At 37.1% G+C, this 19,181-nt stretch carries 17 protein-coding genes; 11 read left to right on the top strand and 6 right to left on the bottom strand.

The features are described from left to right. Positions 1-158: 158 nt before the first annotated feature. The 5 genes from trmY (at position 159) to PAND9192_RS08930 (ending at position 6,302) form a co-directional block, all read left to right on the top strand. Positions 159-755, top strand: a complete 597-nt coding sequence (trmY, locus tag PAND9192_RS08950; protein ID WP_087853477.1) for a tRNA (pseudouridine(54)-N(1))-methyltransferase TrmY — start codon at positions 159-161, stop codon at positions 753-755. Positions 756-1,158: 403 nt separating this feature from the next. Next, the gene (locus PAND9192_RS08945) at positions 1,159-2,619 is read left to right on the top strand and encodes a peptide MFS transporter (RefSeq protein WP_087853476.1); all 1,461 of its coding nucleotides are present in this window, start codon (positions 1,159-1,161) and stop codon (positions 2,617-2,619) included. 173 nt (positions 2,620-2,792) lie between these two features. Beyond that, a complete protein-coding gene (locus tag PAND9192_RS08940) occupies positions 2,793-4,112 on the top strand; it encodes an ABC1 kinase family protein (protein ID WP_087853475.1) in 1,320 nt (439 codons plus the stop codon). Positions 4,113-4,267: 155 nt separating this feature from the next. Then, complete coding sequence (locus tag PAND9192_RS08935) at positions 4,268-5,257, top strand: patatin-like phospholipase family protein (RefSeq protein WP_087853474.1); 990 nt, start codon at positions 4,268-4,270, stop codon at positions 5,255-5,257. Between the two features lie 67 nt (positions 5,258-5,324). After that, positions 5,325-6,302 (top strand): alpha/beta fold hydrolase, encoded by a 978-nt coding sequence (locus PAND9192_RS08930; protein ID WP_306341506.1) that lies wholly within the window; start codon positions 5,325-5,327, stop codon positions 6,300-6,302. Between the two features lie 113 nt (positions 6,303-6,415). On the opposite strand, the gene PAND9192_RS08925 is transcribed toward PAND9192_RS08930, so the two are convergent. Then, complete coding sequence (locus PAND9192_RS08925) at positions 6,416-7,264, bottom strand: hypothetical protein (protein ID WP_087853472.1); 849 nt, start codon at positions 7,262-7,264, stop codon at positions 6,416-6,418. 271 nt (positions 7,265-7,535) lie between these two features. Beyond that, positions 7,536-8,474: a Dyp-type peroxidase gene (locus PAND9192_RS08920; protein WP_087853471.1), complete on the bottom strand. Its 939-nt coding sequence runs from the start codon at positions 8,472-8,474 to the stop codon at positions 7,536-7,538. A 472-nt stretch (positions 8,475-8,946) separates the two neighbouring features. Between PAND9192_RS08920 and PAND9192_RS08915 the strand changes: the two genes are divergently transcribed. After that, a complete protein-coding gene (locus PAND9192_RS08915) occupies positions 8,947-9,144 on the top strand; it encodes a hypothetical protein (protein ID WP_036791113.1) in 198 nt (65 codons plus the stop codon). Between the two features lie 517 nt (positions 9,145-9,661). Next, positions 9,662-10,543 (top strand): NAD-dependent epimerase/dehydratase family protein, encoded by an 882-nt coding sequence (locus PAND9192_RS08910; RefSeq protein ID WP_087853470.1) that lies wholly within the window; start codon positions 9,662-9,664, stop codon positions 10,541-10,543. Positions 10,544-10,687: 144 nt separating this feature from the next. Here PAND9192_RS08910 and PAND9192_RS08905 read toward each other — a convergent pair whose 3' ends face one another. From PAND9192_RS08905 to PAND9192_RS08895, 3 genes are read right to left on the bottom strand one after another with little or no spacing between them, the layout of a single operon-like run. After that, complete coding sequence (locus PAND9192_RS08905; protein ID WP_087853469.1) at positions 10,688-12,694, bottom strand: diguanylate cyclase domain-containing protein; 2,007 nt, start codon at positions 12,692-12,694, stop codon at positions 10,688-10,690. Next, positions 12,684-13,301 (bottom strand): YfiR family protein, encoded by a 618-nt coding sequence (locus PAND9192_RS08900; RefSeq protein ID WP_087853468.1) that lies wholly within the window; start codon positions 13,299-13,301, stop codon positions 12,684-12,686. The genes PAND9192_RS08905 and PAND9192_RS08900 overlap by 11 nt, the downstream gene beginning before the upstream one ends. 9 nt (positions 13,302-13,310) lie before the next feature. Beyond that, complete coding sequence (locus PAND9192_RS08895) at positions 13,311-15,452, bottom strand: TonB-dependent receptor plug domain-containing protein (RefSeq protein WP_087853467.1); 2,142 nt, start codon at positions 15,450-15,452, stop codon at positions 13,311-13,313. Positions 15,453-15,999: 547 nt separating this feature from the next. Here PAND9192_RS08895 and PAND9192_RS08890 point away from each other — a divergent pair. From PAND9192_RS08890 to PAND9192_RS08880, 3 genes are all read left to right on the top strand, one after another. Beyond that, positions 16,000-16,290, top strand: a complete 291-nt coding sequence (locus PAND9192_RS08890) for a hypothetical protein (protein ID WP_087853466.1) — start codon at positions 16,000-16,002, stop codon at positions 16,288-16,290. A gap of 313 nt (positions 16,291-16,603) precedes the next feature. After that, complete coding sequence (locus PAND9192_RS08885; RefSeq protein ID WP_087853465.1) at positions 16,604-17,476, top strand: class I SAM-dependent methyltransferase; 873 nt, start codon at positions 16,604-16,606, stop codon at positions 17,474-17,476. A 140-nt stretch (positions 17,477-17,616) separates the two neighbouring features. Continuing rightward, positions 17,617-18,033, top strand: coding sequence for a GFA family protein (locus tag PAND9192_RS08880; protein ID WP_087853464.1), 417 nt, complete (start codon positions 17,617-17,619; stop codon positions 18,031-18,033). Between the two features lie 33 nt (positions 18,034-18,066). Here the strand turns inward: PAND9192_RS08880 and PAND9192_RS08875 are convergent, their stop codons facing one another. Next, the gene (locus tag PAND9192_RS08875) at positions 18,067-18,447 is read right to left on the bottom strand and encodes a hypothetical protein (protein WP_060999893.1); all 381 of its coding nucleotides are present in this window, start codon (positions 18,445-18,447) and stop codon (positions 18,067-18,069) included. 161 nt (positions 18,448-18,608) lie between these two features. On the opposite strand from PAND9192_RS08875, the gene PAND9192_RS08870 reads away from it, so the two are divergent. Then, complete coding sequence (locus PAND9192_RS08870) at positions 18,609-19,175, top strand: GNAT family N-acetyltransferase (protein ID WP_087853463.1); 567 nt, start codon at positions 18,609-18,611, stop codon at positions 19,173-19,175. Positions 19,176-19,181: the final 6 nt, after the last annotated feature.

Raw genomic sequence — 19,181 nt, 5'->3', positions numbered from 1 at the left:
AATATCTATTAATAATAGTGACTAATCAGTATTCTTTTGCTGATTTTATCATTTAAGGTTACATCGACGCTAAAACCTAGGATAATAACAACCATCTATCGTTAATTTTCTGCTGTGAAACATTAACGAGAAAAATTCAAACGTCTAGGATATTGATTATGCGCGCTTTCGTATTACGAGCTCGTTCTGCCCCAACTGATAGTAAATTACTAATCGCATCAGTTGGACAAGATGCTCACACTGAGATTTTAGCCCACGTTTTAATGAATGCTATTTTTGTGGCGCAATCGCATCGTGAAGATATTATGGTGCATTTAGTTCTTGAAAGTACACAAGACTTCTCTCGTACTATTAGTTTTAGCTCAAATGATATAAGTAATCTATCTGGATTTCATGAGCAAGCTTGGTTAGATAAAATAGCGCATGCGTTAGATAAATCTATTGGTATGAATAAAGAACAATTACGTAATGTTGAACCTGGTATTAGCGTGCGTACGATCAGTTTTGAAAAGCTAGTGGGTGAATTAGCAGAAGATTATCAGTTATATATGCTTGATAAAAAAGGCGACTTCATTCGAGATATTGAGTTAGCTGCTAATCCTTGTTTTTTATTAACCGATCATATGCCAATGCCAAAGAAAAGTTTTAATAGCTTAAAACGCTTAGGTGCAGAAAAGATCAGTTTAGGGCCTAAAATGTTATTCGCTTCTCAATGTATTGTACTTATACATAATGAGTTAGATTTAACAATATAATTGTTTGGTATTTGTTGATTATTTGTTTGGTATTTAACAAATAAATGAAGAGCCGTTAAGTGGTGGTTGATTATTCAACACACAGCTTAGCGGTTTTTTTATTTATCTTTTTAGTGAATTGTTATGCGATATTTAAGCTAAATTTGAATGGTTATGTGTCAATAATGAGGTTATGTAACTAAAATTGGAAACTATCGCTATATGGTATATAGTCTGACGTCATTTTTCTTATTTAATAAAGTCCTCTTTATTAGTGTGAAAATTAAGATACTAAATATGGAGCAAGATTAAGCTTGAGCTTATTAATGTTCAGTGTATTTTCAGTATTAAATACCAGCGGTATTTCAAATTAAATAACAATTATTACCGTTAGCCTTTATGGCCCCTTTACCTAGGAAACAATATGCAATTATCCTCTCAGCCTAAAGGGCTTTTTCACCTCATTGCTATTCAGATGTGGGAATTCTTCAGTTATTACGGCATGCGGTCGTTATTAATTCTCTTTTTAACGCAAAAACTTTTAATGTCTGACGACCATGCATATGCTTTATACGGTGCTTATACATCGTTGGTTTATGTTACACCGATCTTAGGCGGCTATTTAGCTGACCGTTACTTAGGTAACTATTGGTCAGTGATCATTGGTGGCTCTTTAATGGTGGCAGGGCATGCGGTATTGAGTATTCCTAGTCATGACAATACCGTGTTATATACGGCATTGGCATTGATTATCTGTGGTTATGGTTTCTTTAAAACTAACTCAAGCTGTTTATTGGGTGAGTTATATAAAGATCATGAAGATGCACGTGAATCAGGCTTTTCGATTTCTTATATTGGCGGTAATGTCGGCTCAGCACTAGCACCAATCTTTTGTGGCTATGCTGCAAGCCGTTGGGGCTGGAACGTCGGTTTTGCGTTAGCTGGTATCGGTATGCTGATTGGTTTAATTATCTTTAGTACTGGTCGTAAGCACTTTGCTCATGTTCAAAAAGCAAATATACCAGCATTACGCAAGAAAACGGCAGGTTTCAGTCACTGGCAGTTGATTATTCTTGGCGTGATAGTGTGTGCTATTGGATTAGTGTTTGTGCTACAAGATTTACTGGCTGGCTATATTCTAGCGGTTATTTTGGCTTTTTCAGCACTACAAATGTTACGTCTATACCGTAAGAGTAATACCGAAGATCGTAAAAAATTAAATGCTATCATCTATTTTATGCTATTTGGAATGGTGTTTTGGGCGTTTGATCAGCAGGGTGGTAGCTCAATCAGTCTGTTTATCGAACGTAATATAGATACTGATATCTTTGGGTTCCACATTCCGACAGCATTTTTCCAATCAGTAAACCCTATTGCGGTTATTGTTGGTGGTGGTGCTGTTGCATGGCTATGGAAAGTGTTGGCATCACGTCAGATATCAGTGCGTACACTGACTAAACTTAATATGGGTTTATTTTTGCTAACCGCAGGTTTTAGTTTGATTACTCTATCGTCTAAGCTTGCAATGGTAAGCGGTCATACAACCTTTTTATGGTTATTTATTGGCTTGTTCTTAATTGGTATTGCAGAGCTATTTATCGATCCCGTGGCATTATCAGCAATTACACGTATGAATCCACAAGGTGCAACGGGTACAGTGGCAGGTATTTATATGCTAATGGGTGGCTCAGTTGCTAACTATTTAGCTGCAAATATTGCAGAACTTACCTCAACGGGTACACAAGCGACGAATACAGCAGATTTAATAGCGTCAGCAACACAATATCACCATGTATTCCAGTCGATTCTTATTGTTACAGTGGTAGTGTTAGTGCTTGGTTTATTGGTGAATTTTAAAAACCGTAACGAGCCTGAATATGATTAATATAGGCGCTTAACAAGAAAGGTCGATAAAGTCAGTTATTTTAAATCGACATTATCGGCTTTTTTTTTGGCTGCTTATAGTAATTTTGTGTCAGAGGCAGGGAGCATTTTTATGATATTATTAATAACAGCAATCAGTGTTTTAAATGACTGTTAATAGCAAAGAGTCGTTAAATGAATGATAAAACAAAGTATTCAAAAGTACCTAGTGGGCGATTATCACGCTTAGCTAAACTGGGTTCACTGGCAACGCGCGTCGCTTCTGGTGTTGTAGCTGAAGGTGCGAAACAATTAGCGACAGGCCATCGACCTAAAGTCAGTGATTTGATTTTAACACCGGCTAACGTAAAACGTGTTGCGGAACAATTAGCGGATTTACGTGGTGCTGCAATGAAAGTCGGTCAATTATTATCAATGGATGGTGGCGATTTATTACCACCAGAATTAACCGAATTGTTGTCACGCTTACAAGCGAATGCTAAACCAATGCCCATTAGCCAGCTTAATCATTCACTTGAACAGCAATGGGGCAGTGATTGGCAACAACAGTTTAGCCAATTTTCATTTTATCCGATTGCTGCAGCATCGATTGGACAAGTGCATAAAGCAACAACCCTCGATGGGCGTCAATTAGCTTTAAAAATTCAATATCCCGGTATTAATAAAAGTATTGATAGTGATGTAAATAATGTCGCGACGTTATTAAATATCAGTGGGTTAATTCCAAAATCATTAGATGTTTCAGAATTATTGAATGAAGCGAAAAAACAATTACATGCCGAAGCTGATTATTTGCTTGAAGCGCAGTATGTAAAACAATATCGACAATTATTAGCTACTGATGATCGTTATTTATTACCTGATATTGCTGATGATCTCACCACGAAACATATCCTCGCGATGACCTTTGTCGGTGGTGTTGATATCGATAAATTAGTTGAGCAACCTCAAACTGTGCGTGATCATATTATTGAATTAGCGTTTAGCTTGATGTTTCGAGAAGTGTTTAAATTTAGGTTAGTGCAGACAGATCCTAACTTTGCTAATTATCGCTATGATATTGAAAGTAAAAAATTAGTTCTACTTGATTTCGGTGCTACAAGGGTTTATCCCGAGCTGATTGCAGAAGGTTATCGGCAGTTAATGACGGGCGCAGTGATGGATGATCAGCCTCAAATGTTAGCGGCTTTGAAACAGATTGGTTTTTTCTCTCAGCCGATTGAACCTCAAGCACAGCAGTCATTATTAGGATTATGTTTGCAAGCTTGTGAACCATTAAAACATCAAGGTGTGTATGATTTTGGTCAATCAGATATGGTGGCTAACATTCGTAATGCAGGTAGTCAGTTAAGCATGAAACAAGGCTATTGGCACACACCACCGGCGGATGCGATTTTTTTGCATCGTAAATTAGGCGGGCTATATTTATTAGCAGCAAAACTAAAAGCACGGGTTGATGTAAATAAAATATTTTTACCCTATATGACTGAATAATTATATAAATCGAATTGTTTTTTATTAGTCAAGTCTTTCATATTTAGAATATCAGTTATTATTTTGGTTAATTTATAGTTTTAATAGTAGTCGATATAATGATTTTCCTTTGAACCAATTTGTATGACAAATGCCAACTAAAAAGTAAAAGCGCTATGACTGGTAAACACATCTCTTACGCAGTACAAAATATTGAAGGGCTTTCCTTTGATACAACCGATATATCAAAGATAGCTTTAGTCACCGAAGGTGGCGGTCAACGTGGTATTTTTACTGCGGGAGTGTTAGATGCATTTTTAGAAGCTGAGTTTAATCCATTTTCTTTAATGGTTGGCACATCTGCGGGATCATTAAATTTAGCTTCTTATATTTGTGGTCAATATAAGCATGCTTATAAAGTTATTACTCAAGCGACAACCGATCATCACTTTTTCGATGTTTACCGCTTTATTTTTGGTCGAGAAGGATTGGATTTAGATTGGCTAATGCAACAAACGCAAACCAGTTTTGAACTTGATTGGCATCAAGGGCGTGAAAATATGCGCTCACGAACCGTGTTGGCATCAGCAAGTGGCGTTACTAGTCATCAAGCATCGTATTTTAATTTAAACAGTGATAATTGGTCGTTAGCTTTAAAGGCATCATGTGCTGTACCTGTATTAAATAAACAACCTATTTTTTCTCAAAATGAGTTTTGGGTTGATGGTGGTTTATGTGCGCCGATTCCAGTACAAGAGGCTTATGAGCGTGGTTATCGACACATTGTTGTTGTGCGAACAGTGCCTATCGATACCTCGTTTGACCATTGCTGGATGACTAATATCCGTCGTGCACTTGGTAATTCTAAAGCAGCAGGTATGATTGAAATGTTGCTTGAGCATGAAGATAACTATAGAAAAACCCAAGAGTTTTTAAGTAATCCACCAGATGATGTCACTATTTTTGAAATTCATCCTCAAAAACCATTGAAATCAAAAATGATTGGCAGTGATTTAGCATCACTGGATATGGATTATCGTTTGGGGTATCAATCAGGTAAGTATTTTTTAAATACTGTTGGTCGCCATATTAATATTAAAGATGCGCCGTATAAAACTGATTATAAACATGATGCTACCAATGTTGATTTAATGAAATATGCTTAATGATCAAATAATATCATAGTCAATTGTGATGTATTTGAGAGGAGCGCTACTAAGAAGTTGTTAATAAATGAACCAAGTAAATGTGGAATTTTCAACCAAGGAGTCGGTGTTTACACAGTTAATGGAAAATGACGTTCATAGTATGTGGTTGCAGCGTAAACAAAGTGCATTCAGTGGTAAAGATGGCGTACAGATCCAGTGGATCAGTGTCACTAATCCAATAAATACTCGCTGTATTGTGATTGTGAATGGTCGTAATGAAAGCTTTTGGAAGTACCAAGAAATTTTCTTTGAATTCTCACGTCAGGGTTATGATGTTTATGCTTATGATCATCGAGGCCAAGGCGCATCTGGTCGTTTAACGTCAGATCCTGAATTAGGTCATGTGCATAATTTTGATGATTATGTTGATGATCTACAAGGTTTTGTATCTAAAATTGTCGATAAAGAAAAATCCTATCAACAACGTTTTTTATTAGCGCATTCAATGGGTGGGGCAATTACAACGCTCTATTTAGAAAAATATAAAAGTCATTTTGATGCGGTAGTATTAAATGCACCGATGTTTGGTATTCACATGCCAGTGCCGTTAAAACTGGTTGCATCATCGATAGCTAAAATTATGGAACATTATCAGCATGAACCTTCGTATGTTTTAGGGCAAAAGCCTTATCATGAAGAGCCATTTGAAAATAATGCCTTGTGCCAAAGTAAATTACGTTATATTTGGGCGAAACATTTATATCAAGTTCATCCTGAATTACGCATTGGTGGTCCAAGCCCGCGTTGGTTATGGCAAGCCATTCAAGCGGCAGATCATTGTATTCGAGACGTTAATAAAATAGATATTCCGGTATTATTACTACAAGCGGGTAACGATACCATTGTCGATAATAATAGCCATCACCGATTCTGTGGTCAAAACAAGTATTGCAGCATCAAAGTTATTCGTGATGCGCGCCATGAGATATTAATGGAAAAAGATGTTATTCGTAATCAAGCATTATGCGAAACATTGGCCTTTTTTAATCAATTTATAGTGTAAATCGATTAAAAATCTATTCTTTTGGCATTGTAGTTAAAACAACGGCGTATTTAGTGATTAAATACGCCGTTATTGTTTGAGGCTAAAGCAGCCGTTTATTGAAAACTAAACGACTAGTGGCAAATAAACCAAGATTTAGCATCAGCTTCAATAAAGGCTTTTTTATGCCATGGTAGCGGTGTTGAAACCGGTGCGATGCGCACATCACCTTTTATTTTACGTGTAGCCAGCACGCGTACACGCCCATCCTTGACACTTTCGATAGTACCTTTGTAAGTAACACCGTAAGCATCTTCTTTTGACTTTTTATACATACACACTGTTTCACCCACATGTGAAGTAATGAAGGCTGTCTCTTCTGTCCATGCTTCTTCTGCTGGCGCTGGCGTTACATCATCAAGATGCTCAATAGCTTTGGTGCTCATTAATCGGCGATGAACCGAATAAGGTTGATAACCTAATAGTTTTGCGCCATCAACCCATGCTGTTTGAGGAATGTCGCGGTTTTCAATAATGCGCATGGTCACAAAAGGACCGTTAGCACAAATATCAGCCCACAGATCAATAGAAGAAATACGTGCAGCAAAGAGAGGTGTTTCTTGATCGGTATTAGGGTGTTGAACACACCATGCGCCAGTATCTAAATTCACCATAGCGCCTTTGTTGATCTTACATGTCTTGGCTGCTAATTGGTTAAACTGTTCGATATCTTGCTGAGCTTGTTGGCTACTATTAGAGCAATAGCGGTAACTATAAGAAAACGTTTCTTTGGGATAAAACAAGCCTTTATCAACAACGACGCCATTGCTACGAACGGTATCGGCGTTAATAAACTTTTTAGCCGCTGTTTTAAAACTGTAATCAGGTGCGGGTTTTGGTACCGGTGGTGGTGTTGAACTACAACCCGCAAGCACAGCAATAACTGCTGCGAGAGATACACGGGTAAAAAGGGTATTGTACATGCTTGCCCCCAGAGAAAATGCTTTTTGATATAGATATTCAAAAAACGCTAATAATAAATAAGTCTATAGGGGACAACAGAAATTGTTAGGAAGCAAGCCATTATTCTGTTAAAAAATATGAGCTTTAATAGATTCAATGAGTTAGTGGTGACAAAGATTTGCTTAGTCGGTTAGGTTAGTCAATATTGTGGTTTTTATCGGCGCTATAATTGAATCAGCCCATTGATGTGAACCATCAATGGGCTGCAAAGTAATTGATAACTAAATAAGATTAATCAGCAAAAGTATCAAGCAGTGTTTGTGAAACGATAAAGTAGTTAGTACCTGTTTTCGCTTCTACAAAATCAAGTAGACGATCATAATGACCGTCGCTGTCAGCAAAAACCATCTGTTGTAGTGATGTGCTCATCGTAACAGGAGAGGCAGTTAAACCGATAAACATGGTGCCATGCTCCATCGCGTTACCGTACGGACGGTTTTGACGCAGCATTTTGATTTCTTTGTCGTCAACAATCACTTTACTCTTATTGTTGTGAGCCCAAACAGGTTTCACATCATCATCAAGCTCAATGTCATCAAGTTTAGTACGACCAACTACTTGCTCTTGATATTCAGTTGATTGCTTGTCCCATAAACCTTGACGGTCAATGTAACGTTGAACGGTTAAGTAGCTACCGCCTTGGTGGATCTCAATATCATCAGCAACCAATACTGCTTTTATTCGAGCGTCATTTTTCGGGTTTTCAGTGCCATCAACAAAGTCAATCATGTCGCGGCTATCAAGGTATTTAAAGCCTTGAATATCTTCAATCAAAGTTGCAACGTCAGCAAAAGCTAACGCTAAATATTTAGCTGCTTGATAGTTTAAATCCATACGTTCAGATTTAATCATAATGAAAACATCGCCAGCCGTGCTTGGGAATTGACGTTCGCCATCAACCATGGCTTTAAAATCTTCCAGTAAAGCAGGTACTGCTACTTCAGGGAATGCAGTAGACCAACCTTGACGAGATACTGCAACGGTAAAGCTAAGGTCTGCGGTTGAGTCCTTTTGACCAATAGATTTTTCAATGATCTGAATTTTAGCGAAAGCATCACTCACCGCTTCAGCACTAACATCTGCTTTAAAAACAAAAGTGAGATATTCAGCAAAAGTATTTGGATTTGATAAAGCACCTGGTTGAGCGCGTTCAGATAACATTGCATTCATAATAGTAGACCTTAATTAAAGCTATCTTATAACGGTACGCTTTTTAGATAGCGAGCTATAGGTAAATTTTTGTAATGTAAAGTTTCACATTTTAGACTGTAAAATGATACCTAATCTGTTGTTAATAGTGAAACTACGAAGTGTTCTAATTAGTTATATCAGTAATATTTTTTACTTCTAATTTTATTAACACGAGATGACAACTAAATGATGAGTGATAGCTAGTAAAGCATCAAAATGCATGAGGCAAAAAGGTGACATTGAGGTAATTATTATTTGCGTTTAAGCATGCTTTATTTGTAGGGCATGAACGATTAAAACTACGCAAAAAAAAGATCGATGACTAGTCTTTTTTGGTAATTTTCTTACGAACATGGCGTTGCTCACAAACTTGTTGTTATGTGCTTTTTTCAATGAAAAACCTTTGATACTAAGTACTACATGTCGACACAGGTTTCTTTAGGAGGGTATTGTGTCTATTAACTCTATCGATTATTCAGAAATTTCTTCCGTTTCATCTAAGTGGGAACACAAAGACGATTCGGCGACCAACATCGCAGATAGCAAGAAGCAGCAAGGTGCTGCAAGACGACGCATTGAGATGCTACGCGATATTCAAGCAAGTGGGTTAACCCTTGCCGAAGCTAGAGAGTTAGGTTTATTGCATTAAGTATGGAGTGAATCAGGGCATTAGCCATTAGAGGCAAGATGCATGTATCAGTTATTTGTTAACCGCATTACAACGCAACAAATGTTAGACGTATATTATGATCAGAGGCAATCTAACAGCCGTTACATGATTAACGCGAGCCATACCTTTACCGTTATAGCTCGCACTCTGAACTCATCATAGGGATGCCCATCGCGGTGTCCCTTTTTCTGATTTAAATCCCCCCAAACAACCACCGTCATTCCCTACAGTGAATGCCCGCGAGGGCGATAGGGAATCTACTTGCCGCGAGTTGTTGAGTTTATGTTTTTCCTGAAAATTTAACGTGTTTGACTGGTGTATTTAAGGCTCGATCACGCGTTGAGTCGATCACGAATATTGGACTGAGTCTATGTCACATCTTAAAACAAAAGATAGAGAATCAATTCACCGCGGGTTGAATTTTTAAAATAAAGATATGGCTGTCCTATGTTCATTAGCTTTAAAATGGTTTTGTGTATTCAAATAGGCAGTCAAGTTGAAAATTTTAATTACAGGCACCGCGGGTAGAGTAGGTCGTGCAATCTACATTAATCTAATGAAAAAACATCAAGTTGTTGGAATAGATAGAACGCCATGTTCAACCGCTGATTATGTCGGGGATATCCGTGATATAGCTTTATTGACTAAAGCTTTAGAAGGTGTTGAGGTTATTATTCATACAGCGGCTCTGCATGCCCCTCATGTAGGACTGGTATCTGACAATGAATTTAAAGAAATTAATATAAAAGCAACCGAGCAATTAGCCTTACTGGGGGTAAAAAAGGGCATTAAACATTTTGTGTTCACGAGCACGACAGCCCTTTATGGTTTTGCATCAACGCCAGAGGGAGTCGCGGGTTGGGTTAATGAGACAGTAACGCCAAGTCCTAAAACGATTTACCACAACTCAAAGATTGAGGCTGAACAGATACTTGAAAACATCTCAAACGTGTTCAATTTACCTGTCACTGTTCTGCAAATGTCTCGCTGTTTCCCTGAGCCAGTAAACTTAATGGCTGTTTATCGTTTAACTCGTGGCATTGATGCTCGAGATGTTGCCAGTGCTCATGCTTGTGCTGTAGAAAAACGTTTATCGGGATTTAGACGTTATATTATTTCCGGACAAACACCATTTAGCAAAACATGTTGTGAAAGGCTGTATCAAAACGCTGATGGTGTTATACGAGAGGTTGTTCCAGACCTTGCTGAAAGCTTTGCGAATCGAGGTTGGCGTTTACCTCACTCACTTGATCGTGTTTATGATTCAACGCTGGCACAACACGAACTCGGTTGGCAGCCTAAATATGGTTATGAGAGCGTATTAAGTATGCTCGATAATGAAAGTGCTGAGGTGCTTCCGATCATAAGCCACAGTTAACAAAGGCATCAATAAAGATATGGCTGTCCTATATTTCGTCTGCTTTATAAACATGAAAACATAGGACACCCATCAATTTCTCTTAAAAAACATATAATCATTAACGCTATTGTCGGTGCCGATTATTGTTATTCTCAACAATAATTACCCACATTCAATTTCTTCAATTTGGTTAAATTCTGTAATACGCCCTTTGCCTTGCATCTTAGATTGATACATCGCCATATCTGCACAATGCAACACACTATCAATACCAGTGACATTTGTCGGTTCTATATAATAAAAACCAATACTGGCACCCACATGGATAGTGTGGTCTTTAATCTTAATTGGCTGAGAAATGCTAGCGATAATGCGCTCGCCAACATTAATAACAGGCTCACGGTTTTTTACTGGATTTAATACCGCAACAAATTCATCTCCAGCTAAGCGTGTCACAATATCGTTTTGGCGTACGCTCTTCATTAATTTCTTGGCAACTATTTGCAAAACATGATCACCAATTTCGTGTCCATAAGAATCATTTACAAATTTAAAACCATCCAAATCAATAAACAATACAGCCATAACATAAGTACGTGGTAATGCGAGTTTTTCTACTAAATAGTGGTGTAGGAACTCACGATTAGGTAAGTGTGTTAACGCATCATGTTGAGCGATATAAGCTAAACGCTGAGCTTCTTTTACAGAGCTAATATCAGAAGCAAGCACCACAATTTGACTATCATTGGTTTCGCTATCAATAATTTTATTAATTTTTAAATGTAATGGCGTTGAAATTTTTCTTTTTCGATTATAAAACGAACATTCACCTTGCCATTGCTGATCTAACGCCAATGCCATTAAAATTTCTTTTTTCATCGGCAAATTGTCAGTTTCAGTTAATACTGAACGATAATATTTACCAATAATCTGAGTGCGTTTTTGCCCAATCAAATTACAAAATGTTTGATTGACCATCTCTATATGACCATGACGATTAAGTAATAAGATCGCTTCTCGGCTATTTTCAAATATCTTCGCTGCTAAATGTTGCTGTCGTTCAGCAAGGCTCTTTTCTGTGACATCTTCAAGTGCAAATAGCGTTTGATGCTTATGTGATAACGGATGGCTCACCACTTGATATATTGCCGTTCCGTTTGCGTTTTTTGCTTTAATCAGATCATTACTAAACTGTTTATTACCAAGTAACGCATTTTGTAATGATTGTTGAAAAAGTTCAGGGTCTGACGGGTTAATTACGTCACAAATATGCTTTGATTGCAGCGCTGGTGGAGAATCGTGAAATAATTTTGAACAGCTATCATTGGCTAAAATAATATGCCCCGCATGATCAACTACTAATAACGCATGTTGCACAGTACTGATCACATCATCGGCAAACGCTTTCTCATATTCCAATTGAAAAATAGTATGCTTTATTTTAGATTCACGCTGATTTAGCTTACTAATCATAGTATTAAAATAATCAATCAATGCACTAATTTCATCTTTTGAATTCGCTTGCTGCTGCACCATCTCAGTTTGATTAAAATGAATAACATTAATCATCGCATCATTTAGTTGACGAATAGGGCTAATCATCCAATGTCGTAAGCGATGAATAACAAAACTACTTAATAAAACTAAAATCACTAATAAGTAGAGACTAATTTCTAACTGAGACCATTTTAATGCATGTAACCCATCTAATGATACGACGATACTCATCTTTGCGAGTTCTTTTTCATCCATATAAATAGGCACTAGCATATATAAATGCTGCTTGCTAAAAACATATCCCTGTTTTTTGAGCGTTAATTGCTCTGTATTATTAGCTTGAGTATGTAGTTTATCAGTATTGTTAAAGTCAGCGAAAACAGTGTTAGCTGCAGTTAATACAGAAACAGAAACAAGCATAGGATCAGCAGAAAATGCAGATAAGATCTCTTGGCCTGTAATCGCATCATCAAATTGAATCGCAGCGGTTAAATTCGCACCTATACCTGTACTTAAAATCGTGATCCGATTAACTAAATTCTGTTTTTCGCTCTCGATGTATTTATAAGAGCTTAACGTTTGAAAAACGATAAAAAGGACAACAATAAAGAACACCAACGGTAAATATAAGCGCTGATTAAGAGAAAGAGAGTTCATCCAATTATTTCGCATGATTTTTCCCTCCCTGTTGCGTGTCATTTACTGAAGCTAATATCGCTATTTTCAATAGTTTCGAACTTATCGTTATTTCTGATTTTTTTACGCTTGGTAAGGCAATAACCGGACGTACTTTATTATTGATGGAACGTAATTCAATCATGCCGCCTTTATCTAAAAAGGCGTTATCCGTGCCGATGGTTAACACGCCTTTTTCAATCGGGATTTGAGTTAAACCTACTTCTTTCTGGCGAGAAATATAAGCGATTTGGCACTGAGCGATTTGGCTAATGTTGGTTAATGTAACAATCTTATTGTTTTTGGCTTTGAGTAAGCGACTTAACGTTAAGGCGATATTATCCGTACCGAAGGTGCAAAATGTTAACTTTTTATTCTGTTGAGGCCAGGTTACAAACTGAGAAAAGCGGTAAATATAAACGGCTGATATTTCATAGTCAGCAACGCTATTAGCATGGGCTTTATTTACTATAGTATGGGCACAGATAGACAAAGTAACTACCGCATATATAAAGTACAGGCGGCAGAAATGGTAGGGCTTATCAATAAGACCTACCAAAAGCTTCAGTGTTAATTTACTCTGGTTGCAATTGCGACTTTGCATTCCGTCTCATTAAAGTTTGGTCCATGAAAAACGTAAAAACGCAGTTTCCTCTAATGGCGCTTTATTCGGTAAATCTTGATACGTTGAGCTACCTAAACCATCGACAACAAACTCGACAAGAGGCCAAGCTTGGTTGTATTGCCACGCAACACGCATATCTATTGTAGTGATCTCAGACGCTTTATAAAAATCAATCGGCGATGACACAGAACCTTTATGTTTTAGCCAGCCGTCAATTTGCCATTGCGAGTTAATCGTCCACATCATTTGTAACGAAGCGTAATGTTTCGGCTGATGATCATACAATCCTTTATATCCACCATTCTCATAGCTATTGCATGATGCATATTTAGAATTACATTGAGCTTGTGTGTCAATATAACTATATGATGCATTAAAATTTAATTTATGGGTTGGTTGCCAGAAAAAGGCTAACTCAGCACCGTAACTCTGGGCATCTAACGCATCGACATAATTAAATTCATGAATAGCAATTTGTCCCGGTTCTACTGAACCATCAGAACAGACGCCATAACGGCACAGCCACTGTCCATTATCTAGCATGCGTAAGTTTTTATATTGACTGAAGAAAATTGTTGTATCAATCGAAAATGCGTCTGAAATTTTACCACGATAGCCCGCATCCCATGTTATAACGGATTCGTTATCCATATCCGGATTTCCTGTCGTCAACGCCAGCATTGGATATTGGGTATAACAGCTTGGATTTGAAACATCGCAGTTTGGGAATGGTGCAACCACAGCGCCTAATGCATACATATCCGTAGTAGAATCAACAGCGGAAGGTGTAACAACTGCTCGACCAACTCCAGTCCATAATTGATGCTTATCAGAAGCACGATATAACAATCGGGCTTGAGGCTGTAATTCTGTAGTATTATTTCGAGTAAAATGTTCGAGTTTAATACCTAAACTTGAGGTTAACTTATCTGTGAGTTGTGTTTCTAATTGCGAGTACGCATTATAAATTTGTTCTCGTTGTGTCTGTTGTTCACTAATACGTTGGTATGGATGCATATCAGCGTAAAAGTCTTCTTTTGATTGTGGTACTTTTATTTTAGTAAAGCGTGTACCTAAACCTAATGTCAGTTCATTATATGCATTGACTTGCTTTATTATTAACGCATCAGCATTAAAGGTATCGTATTCACCGTTTGCAGTTGGTTCTGTTCTTGAATTGCTATCAACCCATAATGTTGCTTCATAGTGAGTATCAGCAACCGTTTTTCCAAAGTTTAAGTTACTATAAAAACCGCGAGAGAAATCTTCTAATTGTGTTTGATAACCAATCACAGCACTCATTGGATAATTAGGGTAAATAGGCTGTTCTAAAACGTAGTAACGATACCAGTCAGAATGTTGAGATTTGGTGTGATAGCCACCAACTTGCCAAGTTAAAAAGCGATCGTCTTCGATATAATCTGTACGAAAGTCGATATTATAATTATTCCACTCATCGTTATTGAATGAATAATAATCCGATTGAACGCCCTTTACTGATAATCTTGCTGTCGTTAGATCGTTAATTTGAAAACCGTTACGATAACTGGCTTCTTTATAGTTATATTCACCCATGCCGACTTCAAAAAACTGACCGAGTGTTTCATTACTATTTTTGGTGATGATATTAATAACACCATTAGTGGCATTGCCTCCCCACATTGTTCCTGCTGAACCACGTAGAATTTCAATGCGATCAATATCTTCTAAAATGGTGTCAATCGTGTGCCAAAAGGTACCTGACATTAAAGGGCTAAATACACTGCGTCCATCGACCATCACCAAGAGTTTGTTAAACAGGGTTTCGTTTAAACCTCGCAGTGATACTTGCCAGTTAAACTCACTGATCTTAGTGACCTGTACGCCAGGGGCTAGTGCCAATGCCTCAGCAATAGAGCGAACACCACTGCGTTTAATTTGTTCATTGGTGATCACATATACCGCAGCAGGTACATCGTTTAATGGTTGCTCTTTTTTAGCAGCCGTTGTCACTGTTACACTTTGTGTTGTGAGGTCATCTAAGTCCATCGACATTAAATCATCAATTTCAGATGCTAATGAAATATTGGCATAGCACGAAAAATAAAGTGCTGAAAATAAAACAGGTGAATAGTTTAAGTAATTTATCATAATTATTAGAAGTAAAGGTCTTGCAGTAATTCTAACAAAGTAATTGTGGTTATTAATAATAAGAGTTTTTTAAATAAAAATCCCTCAGTAGCATGAATTAAAGGGCTGGATATTCTTTAATAGATCTTAAAAAAACAATTAAATAAATAAAAAAACAATTAACTAGTATTCTGAATAAATATATTTACTCACGGTCATAATGATTAATATTTTATTACACTTTAAATTCCAAATTGGTATTATTTTTTTCTTAATTAAATGTAAATTATTCGACTTGGTTAACACCTCGTTCTTTTTTAAAACAACAACTTTATAGTATTTTCATTTTGCAGTTGTTTTCTATCCTCTTTTATTATCATTCGTTACAGTGAGTGACAATCCTAACGACTTTAATAGCGTTAGTTGTATGCTTTAACTCATTGTTATTTTTAGAACAAATAGCTTTGGTGCCAATGAAGAATTTAGGGGTAAATTTGACACAAAGCTGAGTGTTAGGAGTAGAGAAAAAGAGTAAGATTAGCGTCAAATTTTCTATTCTGGATTTACCATGAAACACATTCTACTTGTAGTTCTCGCTGTTCTTTCTTTTCAAACATATGCCCAAGCAAAATATGTGTGTACTAAAGATCATGCTGAGCGTGATGTTGAAGTGATTTATCATGCGCCAAACAGCAATACTTTGTGTGAAGTTAAATACACCAAAAATAATCACAGTGAAATTTTGTGGAGTGCTAAGCATAAAGTGGGTTACTGCGAAACGAAAGCACAGCAATTTACTAAAAAATTGGCTGGCTTTGGCTGGTCTTGCTATGCGGTAAATGATCAAACTGCTGAGTAATTATTGGGTTGTAAACACTTTATTGTTGCTATTCCCCCTTTGAAATAACAATTATAGAAGCAAAAATACGGTTATTTTTGACTATATTTTTGCTTCTAAATCTATTGTTGTGAGCTATTTTCCTCTTCTAATTCTGCACATTTATTATTTATAAGTCTGTTCTTACAATCTAAATCGCACTTTCAAACTATAGTAATAAAATTATCATTATCAGTATAGGTTTATGCAATGCGTTGATTTGCTTGTTTTATTTACTATTTGTGTACTTAAATTTAGACGTTAATAGTCTTTGTTTTATTTGAGGGCGTTGATTATGCGACAAAACATTGATGCAGATTACATTCATAAGTTAAACAAACACTTTCACGATCAAGAGGAGGCATATAATTATGACTCTCGTATGGGAGCAAGGTATGACTATGAATCACAGCAACAGACGATCAAAGAGCTAGAGTCGGTATTAGGGCATACACTTCCTAAAGGTGGAACCGTTGTTGATGTGGCTTCAGGAACGGGTAATTTAGCTGTCAAGCTTGCGGCGACTAATTGGTATAGACAGGTGATAGGGGTTGATATCAGTGAGCGTAGTTTAGATGTGGCGCATCAAAATGCCCGCAAAATGAAAACAACCATTAAGACCATCACCTCAGACATGACCAGATTACCTTTTGATGATAACAGTATTGATTTAGTCGTCGGTTGTGCTTTTCTGCATCATCTTCCGAATCCGAAAACCTTTATGCAGGAAGTGTTACGTATTTTAAAACCCGGTGGTGAGTTTATTATTATTGGTGAGCCAACAACACATGGTGGACAATTGATAGATATTATTAAAGCTCCATTAGTATGGATTAATAATCTACGGCGTTACTTTTTTAATCAGCGTAAGCAGCAGATGCGTTGGGATCATGCCAATATTGATGTGCATGATTTTAATCAACAAGATGCAGAACAATTATTACAGGGTTTTAAGACACCAAAGATCATTACCGAAGGCTTTTTATCACCAATAATAGATCAAGGGTTGATGACTCCGATTCGAAGTATATTGAGTGAAAAATCTAGAATAAAATCGCTATTTTTATCGATTAATCGTGGTCTTACTTGGTGCGACGTTACTATTTTTAATTATATTATTCCTAAGTTTTGGCGAGTGTCATTAAAACTTAGTGGTGAAAAGCCATAGCGTATAGTTAGCCTTATGATCATTCTTTCACGTATTATCGCGGCTGGTATCACAAAATTTAGCTGTGTTTATATACAGTGGTTGGTGTTGATCTATGATGATGTATCAGAATTATTATTTACTCATTAGGGTGTTATGTCATGGCTGATTCAAAAGCGAGTTGTTTGTGTGGTGCGGTGAAGATTGTTGCTGCAGAGATCAACCCTAAGTTTACTGTATGTCATTGCCAATCATGCCGAACGTGGGGTGGTGCGCCATTTTTTGCTGTGCAATGTGGCACTGACGTAACCTTTGAAGGTGAAGAGAACATCAAAATATATCCATCATCTTCTTGGGCATCACGTGGGTTTTGTTCTGAATGTGGTACGCATTTGTTTTATAAAGTGAAAGCAAGTGGTGAATATAATATGCCTGTTGGCTTGTTCCCTTATGTGAAAGGGCTAACAATGAATATGCAATATTTTAGCGATGCCCGTCCTAGTTATTATTGCTTTACTAATCAAACGCAAGAAATGACCACCGCTGAAATCATGGCTTATTTTGCCGATAAACTGTAAGTGTGTGATGGGCTGAAAAGAATCAGCCTATGATTACTTAATCGTTTCAAAGTGAAACTTATAGTCACGTACACCGTCTATCTGAACACCTTTTTCTCTTAACTCAAGATATTGCTTGAGCTTTACGGTTCTAAAATCCATCGCCTTTAGTGCCAGTATTATGCGTAGTTCATCCATTGAACGTGATTTAGCATCAGTACAACAACTGTTGCAGACAACATGTGTTTTTTGCTTAAAACCAATCTGATTGAGCCAGTTGAGTTCTTTGGTGTCTTTACGTAAGCCGCAAAAGTAACACTGATTTTGTTGTTGCAATACTGCTTGTTCTCTTAATGCTTTAGGAGATGGCGCTTGTGAAGCTGGAGTAGTTTTCTTGTTGTTATTAAACGCAGACAACTGCACGATATTAGACATATAAATTACTCTTACTATTTAAGATCTATAGTATATAACTGAACATTATTATGGTGTGGTTTTATATGGTATTTTTTTGATTAGGGAATCGACTAACACTGTACGACTGCCACCCTCGCTAGTTGCCAATAGTTGAATTTAGCTGCAATTAAGGAGTAAACATGAATATGGAAACGCAACGACTTATTCTTCGGCAATGGAAATCGGAAGATTACAGTGCTTATGCGACATTGAATGCTGATCCTCAAGTGATGCGCTATTTTCCTGCAACATTGTCCACTACTGAAAGTGATCAACAAGCAGCTAGAATCGAAAGTCTTATTGCAGAACGAGGTTGGGGTTTTTGGGCGGTAGAGCTTAAATCAACCGGGCAATTTATTGGTTTTGTTGGCTTACATAATCAAGATGCATCGAGTGGTATTCCTGATGCGCCTTTTTTTGAAATAGGCTGGCGATTAGCTGCTGAATATTGGGGAGCTGGTTATGCAACTGAAGCAGCAAAAAAAGCATTACAGTTTGCTTTTGAAGTCCTTAGTGCTCCGTCTGTATTTGCATTTACTGCGTTACAGAATATACCTTCGCAACAGGTAATGATTAAAGTGGGAATGAAAAATACGCACCAAGATTTTAATCATCCTAAATTGGAGCAAGGGCATCGATTAGAGCGTCATTGTTTATATAAAATAACCCAGCAACAGTGGGTTGCAGTTGCGGATAATATTGATTAAGTTCGC

This window comes from Photobacterium andalusiense (assembly GCF_900185625.1).
GTDB lineage: Bacteria > Pseudomonadota > Gammaproteobacteria > Enterobacterales > Vibrionaceae > Photobacterium > Photobacterium aquimaris.
The sequence above is the reverse complement of the archived record's forward strand: the minus strand, read 5'-3'. Positions and strand labels throughout refer to the sequence as shown.